Source organism: Colwellia aquaemaris, from assembly GCF_057548755.1.
This window is the reverse complement of record NZ_BAAJLV010000001.1, coordinates 1,090,996-1,106,480: the sequence shown is the minus strand read 5'-3', so window position 1 is coordinate 1,106,480 and position 15,485 is coordinate 1,090,996. Positions and strand designations below refer to the sequence as shown.

The window sequence follows — 15,485 nt, the reverse complement described above, 5'->3', positions numbered from 1 at the left end:
AGCTTACTTTAACGTTTCAATAGGCACAAAAAAACACCAACCATTACGATTGATGTTTTTAGAACTAAATATTTAAACTATATTAAGTATTACTTCTTAGCTCGGCGTAACACTAAACCAACCATTCCTAATGCGAAAATAGCAAGTGTTGAAGGCTCTGGCACCGATTGTACATTGCTATTAGTAGTAAAAACTACTCGGTCCCAAACTGTAGAAGAATTTAAACCAGTTGCCGCTCCTGCTCGCCATCCACCAAAAATATCTGTTGCAACTGAAGATGAATCACTTGAGCGATTTGTATGCCATGATAGCCTTTTACTCGCATTTGCACTATTGGTATCAGCTGAGTTTTGGCTAATTGTATCGCCTAAATGTGCAAAACCTAGAGAATCGCCATTAATATACCATTCTGCGCCATTTAGTGATTTTGTAACATTATCAGCTGTATATGTAATGAAATCACTCCATTTTACAGCGGCTAATAATGTAATTGTATCACTATCACCATTTATTGCGCCTAGCATAATATACTCTTGATGCCCTGAAAACATAGCATCTAAACTAAGTGAAGCTGAGTAATCACCACGGTATAACAAATCCCATCCCCAAGTATTAGTAACGTCACTATATGCAACGTTTTCTTGAACGCCGTAAGGAATTATTCCAGCATTAGATACATTACACATCAATAAAAATACAGCAGCGAATGTCGCTTTTATAAACTTCAATTTCATTTAATACCTCTTAGCTCTCTTTAATATAATTTTACAGACAATTATTAAACAATGATTTACAAAGGAATAGCAAAGTTCAGACCAAAGAATAAACAACAATAAATTTCAACAAGTTAACGGGTTTTCTTTGTCTTATTTCAACCGCAGTGATAAATAACCTGACACAGCTAAATTCATCTATTAATATTGATTCTGCTCACCTGAAATAATTAGCCTCTGAAGCTGAAATTAGGATGAAATATATTACTAAGGAATTTTTTAGCGATTTACAGGTAACTACACCTTTTGAGTTTGGCGCTATTAAAAGAGAAATTGTTTCAGCAGAATTTGATATTGTTTTTCAGCACCACCGAATAAAAACCCACTAACTGTGTGAAATAAATATTTTATTACGATGTTTTTCTTACCTTAGAAACAAGCCCAAGCTACAATCGACTATCGCATTTATTTATAGCTTTTTAAGGCCATTCAAGGCTAAAGAGAATGTCGAGTATATGGAACATAATAGAGTCATCAAGGATGATAATAAAATGAAAATAAAGGCTTTTGCAGCAACCCTTGCAGTAGTTTTAACTGTTAATGTAAAGGCAGACTCTGTAGGTTTATATCTGGGCGGCCAAGTTTGGCAAAGTGACGCAAGTGGAACTTTTGGCGAGAAAAACTCACCAGTTGATTTTAATTTAGAAAAAGAGCAACAAATTAACTACTTTATTGCCGTTGAACACCCAGTTCCTTTACTTCCAAATTTACGTATTTCCAGCGCCACGTTTGATACTACAGGCAATAATACTTTAACCCAGCCATTTCAATTCAATGATGAAGCCTTCGCGGCTGGTGATGATATTAGCGCCAGTTATAATGTTAGTTATATTGATTACAGCTTGTATTATGAACTATTTGATAATGACAAATTTTCATTTGATTTGGGGCTAAGTGCTAGAGATTTTAATGGCGATGTTACCGTTACTGGGCCAACCGTAACACTTGGCGATTGTGATCCTTCAGTACCCGACAACCCTTGTACACTGCCAACAAGCTCATACACACCAGTGGAAAAAATAAAAACCGACGATATAGTCGCTATGCTGTATGTTGCCACTAACATTGGCTTACCATTTACTGGGCTAAGCGTATTTGGTCAAGGTGACTTTTCATTAGTTGGCGATCATTCACTTTATGATTACCAAGTTGGTTTGAATTACGAGCTTATTAAAAGCATTAAAGGCGACATCAACCTAAGTGTAGGGTACCAAGTTGTAGAAATGGAACTCAAAGACTTAAATAGTTTATTTACTGACATTAAATTTAAGGGCGCATTTGTTGGTGTTTCGGCACACTTTTAACACTTAATATTAAGGGTTTGAATAACGAATGCCACAGGTTATAGGTATAAAAACCACTTAGTCGCGATTTTTATACCTATTATACGCCTTAAAAGTTTAACTAAATGGCGATAAATTAAACGTTTGCTAATTTATCTAACAACTTCAATAACAACTTTAGCAACAGCTCCATCCCAGTTGTAGGCTTCACGAGTTAAATCTGCTTCACCATGGATAGCAGGGCTCGGGTAAATATATCCTTCACCGGCATCTTCAGGAGAAAATGGCACGCCACCACAATGTGGCCCTGGAATATTGCCACAGTATTCATCATTAGTTTCAGTTCCACCGTCGTATGCCTTTAAAAAGTAAGTCACCTTGCCTCGTTTTGGTAACTTCTTACCTAATAATGCGACCATGGCATCATTTGTTGGTAGTAACATAGCTGCAATACTAATTTTTCCATAGCGGCGATGCCCATCAAGCATTAATTCAACACTGGCACCCGGTGCCAATAAGCCCTCTGAGTTGGTTGTTGAAAAGACATCACTTGAATCGTCGAGCATTGTTTTAAGCACCGAAATGTCACCACCTTCAGCTATACGAGATACAGCTTCAGATGCCGGCTCACCAACAGTGAAAAAACTTGCATTGCGATTATGTGTGGCGGTTAACAGCGGTGTAAACGATACACCTTTGGTAATATTGGTAATAGTAACTTTATATTGCTTATTACTATGATGATAACCATAATAATTTGCACTTACGCTGGTGGTAATAAATGCGCTTAGTAGCAAAATGAATGTCGATAGTTTTAGTTTCATTACATAGCTCCTTTCAGGCTAATAAGAAGGTTTTTAGTGTTAAGCTAATTTCGTTTTAGTTTTCGTTATTACTTTGCATTTACGTTTACTTAACTGAGTGTATCGACAACTTCTCACGGCAAATTCACATAAAGTTCACAAAAACCTCACAGTTTTATAAAAGAATTTAATCGAAAAGATGGAATGCTCTTAGTCCTTGCAATAAGTAACAAAAACATTTTTTGATTAGTCGAACGCTAAATAGATTGCACTGAAGCTGCCAGTCGAGCAGCTATTAATAAGAGTCCTGTGCCTAGGGTATTGATATATAAAGTTATTACCAATAAAGCTATATTCCTGCTTCAAAATACTTTGCAATGGCTTTTTCTGATTTACCAACAGCCATAACAGCGATGCGCAAATCGTCTTCGTTGCAACCGAAAAGGTTACACCAGTTTCTGATTGCTTTTGGGTCATCAATATCAACTTGTGTGTTGTCTTTAGGAACTCTGCGTGTATTAGAATCAGACATGCTTATACTCCCGTTGCGCTAACATACTTGGCGGTAATTATTACAAGCTATTATCTAAGCCCATTAATTCTAATATGAATACGTAGTGGCCTAGAAACGTTAAAATGACTATCTCACCAAGTTTTACTTTTTCCGCTATGTTCGAGCTACTAGTGCCATCTGTCATGGTTATGATTAACAGCGCAAATTGCTATTGGGTAGCCCCAAAAAAACTATAGCTAGCTTTGCCAAAAAAACCATTACATGACATTACACGAACATTACTCATTGAAAATACTAACAAAAATAGTCAACACAAAGCGTAAGTTCGTTCTGACTTAACATTACAAATTCTAGAAAAAATAAAATTGTTTATTAACATGGAAAATTCAATTGCTGATTAAAAATAAGCATTTGTTAATTGATAACTTTATCTGACAGAAAATAATATCGGGGTAATGATAATCTACTCGGTGTAATTGCCTGTCATGGTGCTAATTTCCAGCGCACTCTAATTTTCTATTCGTTTCAAGTGTACTCATTTCGAGTGTCACAACAAGTGAATAGGAAATCCCCCATGAAAAAGCATTTAAAAACACTTTCTTTGTTATTGGTTTTATCTGGCAGCGTTTATTTACCTACAGCAAATGCTGAAAACTCTACTCCCATGTTAATTACTCTTGCTGAAAGCTCGCCCGCGGTAGTGGAGCAACTAAATACTATTGCGGTGACAAATCCAAGCTTACTTAATAATTTATTAACAATGGCTGATGGTGATCCAGCGCAGCTTGAACGATTACTCGACTTACTAACCTCAGACCCGAGCACTTTTGAGCAACTATCAGCAATTGTTGCAGCTGAAAACAGTGACAGTGACAGTGGCAATGCATCACTCCAAGGGACGATTAGTGATGGTGGAATAATTAGGAATTAGTTTTTAATTTAAAACTACAACGAGTATCGTTATTGTATTGCTGCATTAGCTGGCGAAATAACGTTTCCTCGCATAAGGAATCAAACCAAGGAAGGTTAAAAAACACTGCGCCAATATTATTTTCCAATGCTACTTTTGCGTAGTGAATTGCCGAAGTTTTTTCATTAAGCAAGCTATAAACTATGGTAGAAGCATACGAAACCTCACCATTTTTTGGTGCCAAAAGCTGTGCTTTGTTAAGTGTTTCAATTGCAAGATTTTGTTGATTTAATTGTCCGTACGCTTGCGCTAAATTAGTGAGGTATTTCACTTCATTTTTTCCGACTAATATGTCGATCACTTCTTGGTAATGAGATTTAGCTAACTCTTTATTGCCTGTTATCATTTCGATATCTGCCAAATTTAATAAATTAAATGGCTGCTTAGGGTTTATCGCTACCGCTTTTTTCGCAAATTCCAAAGATTTACCGTATTGTTTGTTAAATGCATAGGCCAAACTTAGGTTAGTCAAATCTCTGCTGGAGCTTCTGTTTTGTATGAGCTTACTATATTTTTCTATGGCTAAGTTTAACCGACCTTGCAACAACCAAATATTTGCTTGTAGTTGATTAGCTCTTTGATGATCAGGAACGTTTTTTAACAATTTACTCAACGCCATTTCTGATTGCTCTAAACTACCAAATCGCCAATAACTAAATGCTGAGTTGTAGAGTAAATTAGCACTAGGTCGCAGATTAAAAGCACTTTCATAAGACAACGCCGCTTGTTCATATTGCCCAGTACTAAAAAACATATAGGCTTGAAGTTCTAAAAGCGTTAACTCATCTGCACCGCGATCTTTCGCGGCAATAATTTGCATTTTGGCTAATTCAACCTTGTTCATATCAGAGGCTAACCAGAAACGGTCAACCGCTTCATAAACACTGTATTTATATTCTGGAGGGGCGTTGTTAAGTACTGCATCTAAGCGTTTAAAATAACTTGCTTCTTTTGATTCTAAATATAAATTTAGCGCCGTGTCCCGATATAAACTATAAGCGGCATACAAGTATGGTGAGCGGGTTATTATCGCTTCAAGTTTCGACAGGCTTGCATTGTTGTATTCTCCACGATGCTGTATCTCATCATAGAGCGCAATATATTGTTTATAATCATCTTTATTGATTGGCCGTTGCACTAACCCGGCTTGGTTTACTTCCGAATACTCTGAATACAAATCGGCAAATTGCGTTTGGCTAGCACTATAAATACTATTAAAGTTTTCGACAGAGGTTAACCAAGCTTTTTCCGCTTTTACCACCAACTTTTCATTGCCTTCAGGGCTCGCCACTAAACGAGAAAAGTTAACTTTACAACGGGTATTGTCGCAGCTAAGTGTCGTTGAAAAAATATCGTTAGCACCAACCGCTTGTCGCAATTTATTCAGATCATTTGGATACGCCTTAACAACACTATTTACTTCTCGCTGAGAAATTAAGTACATACCTTTGGTATTAATTACCGCCTGCCGTATGGCATCCTCAACTGCTGATAACACTAAATTTTGTTGCATTGGCGCCATGAGCGAGCTGTCAGTAATTGCAGGTCTTAATACAACAACTTTTTTAGTTTCTACGGTTTGCGGCTGCGAAAACCAAGCAACGGTTAATATCAGCATTAGCAAAACGACAATGCTAGTTAGGTATTTAAAAAATGTTGTTTTAGGTTTTATTTCTACAGCTGTATTTTCAGCTGTGTTGGTATTTATGGAAGATAATTGCGAAATTGGCACTGTGTGCTCTTTAGCAATTTGTGCTTGCTGCAATGCCTGTTGAATATGTTTTAACCTTTGTTCAATTTCACTTGCGGTTAAGGTGCGCTCTGCAAGTGGTTTTATTAACATTGCCATTAATAAGTCAGTTAAGGCACTTGGCGTATCAAGCAACAGGTTACTGGCATGCTCAGGCGTTTTTTTACATATATTTTCCGCCACTTGTATGGCAGTACCATCACCAAAAGGATGGCTACCAACAATCAGCTGATAGGCAATGATACCTAACGAAAAAACATCGCTTCTATCATCAAGTTGCTGCTGGTTAATTTGCTCAGGTGACATAAATTGCAAGCAGCCGTATTCGCTCTGTAGACTCTGTTCAGCTCCCTTTTTATGGTAATCTTCCTGCGTTGTTAAACAAGCTATACCAAAATCGGTTATTTTTAACTGGCCTTGCTCATTCACTAAAATATTGCTCGGCTTTAAATCACAATGTACAACGTTATTTTTATGTGCATGTGCCAGCCCTGCCGCTAACTGTTGTAGCAAGGCGAGTTTCTGTATTAATGTTAAATGATTTTCTTGCTGAAATTGGCTGAGCGTTTTACTTGCAAAGTATTCCATAACCAAAGAAATTTGGTTATTTTCATCAATAATATTATAGATTTGAATAATATTACTATGATTAACACGCGCTAATAAACGCGCTTCATTTAGCGCATGATTAACGTTTTCATTTTGTGGCTGATTAATAAGATCTTTAATCGCAACTTTACGCTGCAATTGAATGTCGTGCGCTAGGTAAACCTTACCCATACCACCTTCACCCAACAATCTTTCGCGCCTATATTGAGGAGGCTGTTTATCCATGCATTACCGTCAGTGAAACTTTATCTTGTCCTTGGTTAACGATTAACTCATTACCTTTATAAATTCGATATGAACTGCCCGCGAAACGAATTCTTTTGCCTTTTCGCTCAATTAATTCATCACCATCACAAGCACCGTTGAATACTTCTCTAAATTGCTTTTTAGCCCGGCAAACTTGGGTATTAAACAGCGTAATATCATAGCCGAGTTCTTTGGCGATAACTTCTGGTAAAATCCAACCTTGGCTTTCTTCTTCAATACCTTTTCGAGCATCTGCGTCTCTATGTCGAGCGAGACTAAGCGTTAAGTAATGATGTGCTTTGTCTGCTAAAGATAATTTTTCGATGTCAGTGATCAAGGTTAGCTCTGTTGTTTCTTCATCTCGACTCAAGTTAAAACGATATTTTATTTGGCTAGCAAGTAACTTAGGTGTCGCAAGGGCTAAGGTATTTTCACTTTCATTATTTAATTTCAGCTGCCAACTTTTGTTATCAAAAAACAACTGTTCAGAATCTGCAATCGGATAAGCACCACCGTCGGTGTCTGTTAAATACTCTTTGTACCACTGTTTTTTGCTGTGAACATAAAACAAGGCTAATTCTGGCTTTTTTTCCGATGGCAAAATATTGAAGTCGGTAAGAATAATTGCACGGTCGGTTAGCAAGTCATCTAGTGGCTCTGTCGACAGTAACATATTTTCTGGCCGAGCTAGATCTTTTACTAAAATACCATGTGAGTCGGCTTTGCCGAAGAAGACATTATCATCAACTCGAAGTTTATGAGGCTGATTTTTTGACAATTTATAGCTATTAACCCAAGTACCATTGGTGCTTAAATCACGAATAAACCATTGTTGATCTTTCCATTCAATAATCGCGTGTGTTCTTGATATTTCAGGGGAGTTAATCACCAAGTCAACATTAGTACTCGAACGGCCAATACAATGATATGCATTTAAATAGCTTAATTCTTGCTGTTGATTTTCAAGGTTTAAAATAGCTGCCATAGTATTATTCTTGGTTTGCATTCACTTCTTTCTATTCATAATAATGTATTAGAAAGTTATTTGCATATAAATGCAAATAACTAACGTTTGATTAAGGCAGTAAAAAAAGCATTTTGGCTTATTTTACAACGTATTGCTCAAAATACCCGCAACTTACGGTACTGATTTGAATATTCTTATTCACTAACATTAATTTATTTACTAAAAAAGGCGCTAAATAGCGCCTTTATTCTTATCACTATAATAAAAATTAACTTGCCGTATTCACTTTAAAATAAGCAATTTGCTCTTTTAAATTTGCCGCTAGTTGCTCTAGGCTAATTGCAACGTCATTATTTTTTTCCAATGACGCTGTAGACGAGTCGGCCATGTCAGCAACACTTTTCATACCTTCATATAGCTCATCAATGGCAACAATTTGTTCTTTCGAGGCATCAACAACTTGGCGAACATTTAATAGTGAGTCATTGGCCTGATTTTCAATTTCTTTAAGCAGTTCTGCTGAGTCAACACCTAATGCTAGACCTTTCTCAATTTTTGGTAATGTTGATTCCATAGCCACCACGGAATCAGCGGTTTCTTTGGTAATTTCTGTTAACATTGCCTCAATTTCTGCGGTGGCTGAGCCTGTACTTTGCGCTAAGGTTCTAACTTCATCGGCAACAACAGCAAAACCTCGGCCTGACTCGCCAGCTCTTGCTGCCTCGATAGCTGCATTTAACGCTAATAAATTGGTTTGGTCGGAAATTCCACTGATAACAGAAATAATGCCGCTAATATCTTTAGTGCGCTGTTCAAGCTTTTGTAGTTTTTCTAATGCACTACTCACAGTTGTTAACACTTTTTCAATTTCGGCAGCAGTAGCATTTACGGATTGACTGCCTGAGGTACATGAGCTTAATGTTTGTGAAGAGTTTTGCTCAGTTTGCACTAGCAATTCTGACACTGTGTAAGTTTTATCGCGCATATCATTTAAATTATCATTTGCAAGCGCAGTGTACTCACGTTGTTGTTGTACTAAATCAAGTACGTCTGCAGAGCCTGAAGAAACAATATCTATTTGGCCATTAATTTCTTTTGACGCGCCAGCAATATTGGCAACTGTTGAGCTTAATTTTTTTTGGGTTTTCTTTAATGAAAACAAAACACTGTTTTCATAACGTACGTCAATATTTTGCGTTAAGTCCCCTTCGGCAACTTTAGATAATAAATTGGCGACTTCACTTGGTTCACCATCAAGTGAAATTCTTAAACCTTTAGCAATACGATAGACAATAAAGCCGCTGATCAAAAATGCGATGCCTGTTAACGCTAGCATCACACCTTCAAAGCTTGCCGCTGTTTCTCTTACCATTTTTGTGGCTTGTTGGTTTTCAACTTCTTGGTAATCAATAAACTGATTAATTGCCGCTAACCACTCAACAAAAGCTGGACGAACCTCTGTCAACAAAACCTGTTCAGCCTGTTGTTTATTGCCTTGTTGTACTTGATTGATTACTAGCTTAACCAAAGGCATAGTTTTACTTTCAACGCCTTTTATTAAGGCAAGAATTTCTTCTTCATGTGGTGTAGAGCCTTTAATCATTAATTGGTCGAGCGGCACACGTGACTCGTTATAAAACGTTTCTAAGCGAGAAATATCTTTTAAAGCGCTTTGTAATTCGAGATTTTCATGCACTAGAACAACATCACGAATGGCAATGGCTCTGTCGTGCACACTACCACGAAAATTTATCGCGTAGCGCTGTTTTACTGAATTGATATCAGTGATAACCGTCATCGACTTATCAATAGCCTTAACGCTATTAATCCCGACAATAGTAAGTACTAACATCATGATAAGAACAGCGCCAAAACCGATGAGTAGTCGAGTTTGTACGGTCGCACGAGTAAATAAATTTAACATAGAAAAGTCGCCTTTAAAGATAATGCAAATACAACATTGTCAGTAATAGACCGAACAGAAAGACATTGAATTTCAATTGATTGGGTAAAACTGAAAATTGCTTAAAAGACGTTTGTATTGTATGAGCGAGATGAATAAGACTTAATGGCAAAAAGCCTTATTCATAAAAGTAGAAGTTAAGCAATGCGGTGCAATGCGCAAACCTTGTTTCCTGACGGATCACGAAGATAGGCTAGATAAAGCTGACCAATAGTGCCTTCACGAACACCTGGCGCGTCTTCACACGCAACACCACCATTTGCAGTGCCTGCAGCATGCCAAGCATCAGCTTGTTCAGGTGAGCTGGCGGCAAAACCAATAGTACTGCCATTGCCATTACAAGCTTCTTCACCGTTAATTGGCTTAGTGATAGCAAAAACACCGGTATCGGTGAAATAAAAACAACGACCTTTTTCATCCATTACACCGGGCTTATGACCTAATTCGCCTAAAATAGCATCGTAAAATACTTTTGAAGCTTGAACATCGTTTGCACCTATCATGATATGACTAAACATTGGATTTCCCTTTTGTTGGTTGTTTAAGAAAAAGAGCTAATTACTTAGCAAATATTAAGACCTGTTACATATTTAATAATCAGTAAAAGCAATACTGAGTAGCATGCACGATAAATTTATCTAAGCACAATAGTAATTTCGCATAACTTAGGAGTTTAAAATTCAACGATACACTGCAATAGCCAGCTTCTATCTGTTTACGACTCTCTATTGATCTAAATCTAGTTTTATTTAAAAAATAATGAAACTTTATCTTGCAAATGATAATCACTCTCATTAACATTCGCCACACTATTTAATGCTAGCTGCATTCTCTTACGACACTAGTTAATAATTTGGAGATTAACATGAAGTACTCACCGCTGTTTTTGGCAATGTCCTTAGCTACACCACTTGCTTTTGCTGACAGCAATTCAATAGAAGTGATTGAAGTTACCGGAAGTTATTTTAATGATTATAAAGTAGACGAAGCCAAAGGTGCCATGCGTACTGATGTTTCATTACTTGAAACGGCTCAATCGGTAACTGTTATTCCAAGAACTATTGTTGAAGAGCAATTAGCAACGACTTTAGGTGAAGTACTAACTAATGACGCTAGCCTTTCCGCCGGCTCAAAACAACGTAACCGAGAAGTATTTAACTTACGAGGCTTTGAATTAAGTTCATCAAACGGTTACCTGCGTGACGGTCATCAGCATTGGTCTCATTACCAACAACCAATTGAAACACTTGAAAGTATTGAAGTTATCAAAGGGCCTTCAAGTATTTTGTATGGTCAATCTGGCCCTGGCGGTTTAGTGAATATGGTCACCAAAAAGCCGACGGCAAAAACATTATTTAATATAGGTGCAGACACCGACCAAGAAGGCTCTACTCGTTTCACTTTAGATGCTGGTGGTGCACTAAACGACGAAGAAACCTTAAGATATCGCAGTAATTTAGTGAAGCAAGATGTTAAATACCAAAGAGAATACCAAAACGGTAAACAACGTGAACGTGATCGTTTTTTAGGTGCTTTAGTTATTGATTATGACGTTTCAGCTGATTTAGCACTACGAGTTCATTATGACTACACCAATGACAAAGCAGGCTTAGATACCGGCGCTTGGTTAGATGACAACGGTGATATTATTGGCGATCGTAAAACTATTCGCGATATGTCTTGGGCGTTTACCGATATTGACGTAGAAAACTATGGCGCTGATGTAAATTACAATATTAACGATTATTGGCGTGTAACTCTTGGTTACAACAAACAGACGTTTGAACGCCAACGTTTTGAATCGGCGCCGAAGAAGCCTTCAGACTTTATTGAAGGTAATGAATATACTTCTAAGCCTTACGATCGCTTTGATGACTGGCAATTTACCACTAAGTTTATCGACTTTGTAGGCGAGTTCAAACTGGCTGGCTTTGAACACCAGCTATTAATTGGTGCTAACTCGTTAGATTACTACTATGGACAATTAAGAGTTAAAAGCTCTGCAATTACCTACGCCGCTGGTCAAGACGAGCCTGCCAAGCCAGATGTAAATTACAAAGACGACGATAGCCTATACACCAGTGAATATGATTACTACGGTATCTATCTACAAGATTTAGTGACTTTAAATGATAACTGGCAAGTATCTTTTGGTGGTCGATACGACAAGCAGAATAAAAAAGGTGCAGACAATGAATCTTTCTTACCTAAGTTTGGTGTACTTTACCACCCCACAGAACAAGCAACAGTGTACTACAGCTACACTGAAGGTTTCGAGCCGCAATCAAGTGATACCTTGAACGAAGAAACCGATATTAACCATGGTATGAAGTTAGATGCCATGGAATCAAAACAAAGTGAAATAGGTGTTAAATGGCAGCTTGTTGATGACAGGCTACTACTAAGCGGTGCAATTTTTGACATCAGCAAAACGGGTAAATTGATCACAGAAGATATTGTTCACCCTGATTATGATACGCGTACTACACAAGCGGGTGAACAGCGTCATAAAGGTTTTGAGCTTGGTGCACAAGGGGCAATAAACGATAAATTATTTGTAATGACATCGTTAATTAATATCGATGCGACATACGAAAAAGATGAAAACTATCAAGGTAAAACGCCAATTGACGTACCTGAATGGTCAGCAGCGTTATGGTCACGTTATGAAGTAACAGAACAGCTTGCCTTTAATGCCGGTGCATTTTATGAAAGCTCTCGCTTTGCAGATAGTGACAACACTATTAAAAAAGATGCCTACACACGTATCGATGTTGGTGCAACTTACCAAATGGACTTGAGTGACCACGAACTAAACCTACGCTTTAATATTAACAACTTGTTAGACAAGCGCTACATAATCGGTGGCGGTACCAGCAATGTTACTGCTGCTGATGGCATTAGCTTTCGTGTTGCCGCACAGCTAGCATTTTAATTTAAAAGCATAAGTAACGACGTACTAAAATTGTGTACGTCGTTATTTTATTCCGTTAGCAACAATTAAAATTTATAACCAAATTAAGCGTAAATGGTTGCCATGAAACCCTCAAAGAAAACCTTGAACTTAGCACGTGTTGTACATGTTTATGTGTCGATGGCGTTGCTCACGTTATTACTTTTTTTCTCTGTCACCGGCATCACACTGAATCACCCAGAATGGTTTAGCGACCATCAAGCAAGTGTTATTGAAAAGGAACAGACAATTAAAGGTATTGCTGAGCAACTTATCGCCCAAAGCGAATTAACTAAAGCACAACAACAAAAGATTACCGAGCTAGTTGAGCAAGCATTTTCTATATCGTTACAAAGCATTACACCAGAGCTAATGTCAGGTGAGTTATTTTATAGCATCAAACAAGCAGGACTGAGCACTAGCATTGCTGTTGACCTAGAAACTGGCGAAGCATTTTATGAACAAACCCAATACGGCTGGTGGGCAGTTTTAAACGATTTGCATAAAGGCCGAAACACCAGCAATTTTTGGGGTTGGATTATAGATCTGTCCAGCATACTTTTTATTATTTTTGCCATCACAGGCTTTATTTTAGCCATGCCACAAAAGCGCTTTCGTCGCACATTACTACTAAGCGTTGGCAGCACAATATTTGCCATTACTAGTTTTATTTACTTAGCCTAGAGGAACATAGCAAACCGATGAATACTCTATTTTCATATCGCGCAATTAAAATAATTTTATTGATTGTAATTCTGTTATTAGTCGCAATTTCACAATCTTCACAAGCGCACGCCAATAGCGCCGGCACATTGGCAATAACGCTAAAGCTTAAACAACAGCAAGGTGAATATCATCCGCCTTACGTTGCGGCTTGGATAGAAAACAATAAAAAGAAATCCGTTAGAACACTATTACTTTGGCGCAAAGAGCCCAAGTGGCTAAAGGATATTCGACGCTGGTGGCGCAACGTAGGACGAAAAGATGCTGAGCTTGTAGATGCCATAACCTCAGCAACCCACGCGGCTGGTAGCTTTCCGTTATCGTTTAAGCTAAACGATGATGATCAGCACGCTCTTAGTAAAGGTACTTACACTTTATTTATTGAAGTCGTACGAGAAAAAGGTGGTAGAGCCTTACTCAAGCAACAATTCGAATTAAATCAATCTTCACAAAAGTTCACCCTTAAAGAAACCGCTGAAACTGGCGAAATTACCTTTAGTATTAATCCTTAGGAGCACAAATGAATATTAAAAAATCACTATTATTTTGCCTTGCCGTTGCAATTAGTAGCCAAGCGGGCGCGCATTCACGCTGGTTATTACCTAGTCATTACACACTTTCATCTGAGCAAGGTGAATGGATAGCATTAGATGCTACCGCATCAAATGAAGTATTTAATGTCGATAAAGCGCTTAGTATTGACCCGTTAAGTATATTAACGCCTTCAGGTAAAAGAACTCGCCCATCTTCAACTTACAAAGCGCATAGAAAATCAGTTGCTGACTATTTTATTAAGGAAAGTGGCACATACAAAGTCACCAACAATGCGAGTGCGAGTTATTTTTCAAGTTATAAAGTAGGTGATAAACACCAGCGTGCTCGTGCCAATAAGCTAGAGTTAAAAGCGCTAGTGCCAAGTAATGCGACTAATTTACAAACCACTTTTGGTTTAACTCGCATAGAAACCTACATTACCATGAATAACCCAACCGAAAATTATGGCATTGATGGCAAGTTCCTAGAGTTAAGACCTGTGACTCACCCGTCAGAAATTGTTGAACAAGAAACGGCTACGTTCGCATTTACTTATCACGGTAAGGCACAAGCTGGCGTTGAAGTTGAAGTGCAACGTGATGGTGCCCGTTACCGTAATAACCCTGAAGTAATTAAACTTGTTAGCAATGCAAAAGGAGAAATAAGCTTTACACCAACACAAGCAGGTCGTTACTTGCTAATTGCTGAATATCAACAAGACGCTAAAAACAAAACCTTAGCGGACAAAGAACATGGCGGCGTATTTTTAACTTTTGAAGCTCAATTGCAATAGTAACGCTTAACATCCTGTCACTAAAGGCTACCTGATTTGGTAGCCTTTTTTGTTATACTAGCTAACCTAAACCAATATTGAGGTTAAGCAAGTATGCCTAAAAAGCCAAAACAAGAACTTTCCATTGGTGAAGTTTCTAAGCGTAGCGGTGTCTCTATTTCTTCCATTCATTTTTATGAAAATAAAGGCTTAATTTGCTCGCATCGAAATAGCAGCAACCATCGTCGTTTCACACGCGATGTTTTACGAAAAATATCTATCATTAAAATCGCACAAAAATCTGGCGTGCAGCTAAAGGAAATTAAAGCGGCATTAGCGACCATTCCTGATAATAAGACTGTAACCTTAGATGATTGGAGTCGACTATCTAAACAATGGCACAGTGAGCTACACGAACGCATAAATCAGCTTATCGCCTTACGTGACAATCTCGATGCATGTATTGGCTGTGGTTGCTTATCTATTGAACGTTGCCGTTTAGCAAACCCTTATGACACCTTAGCTCAATTGGGCCCAGGACCTCATTTAAAGCCAGACGATGTCGAGTATGATGAAGCCTAATAAATATTTAACGGCAATAATAAAAAACCGAAAAGCTTGACAA

At 37.8% G+C, this 15,485-nt stretch carries 15 protein-coding genes; 8 read left to right on the top strand and 7 right to left on the bottom strand.

Annotated features, from left to right (window positions below):
- Positions 1-89: 89 nt before the first annotated feature.
- A complete protein-coding gene (locus AC27HL_RS04870) occupies positions 90-734 on the bottom strand; it encodes a PEP-CTERM sorting domain-containing protein (RefSeq protein WP_487079370.1) in 645 nt (214 codons plus the stop codon).
- 233 nt (positions 735-967) lie between these two features.
- Between AC27HL_RS04870 and AC27HL_RS04865 the strand changes: the two genes are divergently transcribed.
- Together AC27HL_RS04865 and AC27HL_RS04860 are read left to right on the top strand one after the other, a co-directional pair.
- Positions 968-1,102: a hypothetical protein gene (locus AC27HL_RS04865; protein WP_487079368.1), complete on the top strand. Its 135-nt coding sequence runs from the start codon at positions 968-970 to the stop codon at positions 1,100-1,102.
- A 126-nt stretch (positions 1,103-1,228) separates the two neighbouring features.
- Positions 1,229-2,077 (top strand): TIGR04219 family outer membrane beta-barrel protein, encoded by an 849-nt coding sequence (locus AC27HL_RS04860; RefSeq protein ID WP_487079367.1) that lies wholly within the window; start codon positions 1,229-1,231, stop codon positions 2,075-2,077.
- A gap of 131 nt (positions 2,078-2,208) precedes the next feature.
- On the opposite strand, the gene AC27HL_RS04855 is transcribed toward AC27HL_RS04860, so the two are convergent.
- Together AC27HL_RS04855 and AC27HL_RS04850 are read right to left on the bottom strand one after the other, a co-directional pair.
- Positions 2,209-2,880 carry a spondin domain-containing protein gene (locus AC27HL_RS04855; RefSeq protein WP_487079365.1) on the bottom strand — a complete coding sequence of 224 codons (672 nt, stop codon included), beginning with the start codon at positions 2,878-2,880 and terminating at the stop codon, positions 2,209-2,211.
- Between the two features lie 328 nt (positions 2,881-3,208).
- Positions 3,209-3,391 carry a DUF3606 domain-containing protein gene (locus AC27HL_RS04850; protein ID WP_487079363.1) on the bottom strand — a complete coding sequence of 61 codons (183 nt, stop codon included), beginning with the start codon at positions 3,389-3,391 and terminating at the stop codon, positions 3,209-3,211.
- Positions 3,392-3,947: 556 nt separating this feature from the next.
- On the opposite strand from AC27HL_RS04850, the gene AC27HL_RS04845 reads away from it, so the two are divergent.
- Entirely contained in the window at positions 3,948-4,304 is a 357-nt protein-coding gene (locus AC27HL_RS04845) for a hypothetical protein (RefSeq protein ID WP_487079362.1), read from the top strand.
- Here AC27HL_RS04845 and AC27HL_RS04840 read toward each other — a convergent pair.
- The 4 genes from AC27HL_RS04840 to AC27HL_RS04825 all read right to left on the bottom strand — a co-directional run bounded on the left by AC27HL_RS04840 (position 4,294) and on the right by AC27HL_RS04825 (position 10,396).
- On the bottom strand, positions 4,294-6,927 hold the full coding sequence (locus AC27HL_RS04840; protein WP_487079361.1) for a protein kinase domain-containing protein: 2,634 nt from the start codon (positions 6,925-6,927) through the stop codon (positions 4,294-4,296). The genes AC27HL_RS04845 and AC27HL_RS04840 overlap by 11 nt on opposite strands.
- Positions 6,920-7,954 carry an FHA domain-containing protein gene (locus tag AC27HL_RS04835; RefSeq protein WP_487079359.1) on the bottom strand — a complete coding sequence of 345 codons (1,035 nt, stop codon included), beginning with the start codon at positions 7,952-7,954 and terminating at the stop codon, positions 6,920-6,922. The genes AC27HL_RS04840 and AC27HL_RS04835 overlap by 8 nt, the downstream gene beginning before the upstream one ends.
- A gap of 229 nt (positions 7,955-8,183) precedes the next feature.
- On the bottom strand, positions 8,184-9,839 hold the full coding sequence (locus AC27HL_RS04830) for a methyl-accepting chemotaxis protein (RefSeq protein ID WP_487079357.1): 1,656 nt from the start codon (positions 9,837-9,839) through the stop codon (positions 8,184-8,186).
- Between the two features lie 176 nt (positions 9,840-10,015).
- Positions 10,016-10,396, bottom strand: a complete 381-nt coding sequence (locus AC27HL_RS04825; RefSeq protein ID WP_487079355.1) for a VOC family protein — start codon at positions 10,394-10,396, stop codon at positions 10,016-10,018.
- 347 nt (positions 10,397-10,743) lie between these two features.
- On the opposite strand from AC27HL_RS04825, the gene AC27HL_RS04820 reads away from it, so the two are divergent.
- The 5 genes from AC27HL_RS04820 (at position 10,744) to soxR (ending at position 15,442) form a co-directional block, all read left to right on the top strand.
- Entirely contained in the window at positions 10,744-12,813 is a 2,070-nt protein-coding gene (locus AC27HL_RS04820) for a TonB-dependent siderophore receptor (RefSeq protein ID WP_487079353.1), read from the top strand.
- A 102-nt stretch (positions 12,814-12,915) separates the two neighbouring features.
- Positions 12,916-13,515 (top strand): PepSY-associated TM helix domain-containing protein, encoded by a 600-nt coding sequence (locus tag AC27HL_RS04815; RefSeq protein ID WP_487079351.1) that lies wholly within the window; start codon positions 12,916-12,918, stop codon positions 13,513-13,515.
- A gap of 17 nt (positions 13,516-13,532) precedes the next feature.
- Positions 13,533-14,066: a DUF2271 domain-containing protein gene (locus AC27HL_RS04810; protein WP_487079349.1), complete on the top strand. Its 534-nt coding sequence runs from the start codon at positions 13,533-13,535 to the stop codon at positions 14,064-14,066.
- 8 nt (positions 14,067-14,074) lie between these two features.
- On the top strand, positions 14,075-14,881 hold the full coding sequence (locus tag AC27HL_RS04805) for a DUF4198 domain-containing protein (RefSeq protein WP_487079347.1): 807 nt from the start codon (positions 14,075-14,077) through the stop codon (positions 14,879-14,881).
- 93 nt (positions 14,882-14,974) lie between these two features.
- Positions 14,975-15,442, top strand: coding sequence for a redox-sensitive transcriptional activator SoxR (gene soxR / locus AC27HL_RS04800; RefSeq protein WP_487079345.1), 468 nt, complete (start codon positions 14,975-14,977; stop codon positions 15,440-15,442).
- The last annotated feature ends 43 nt before the right edge of the window (positions 15,443-15,485 follow it).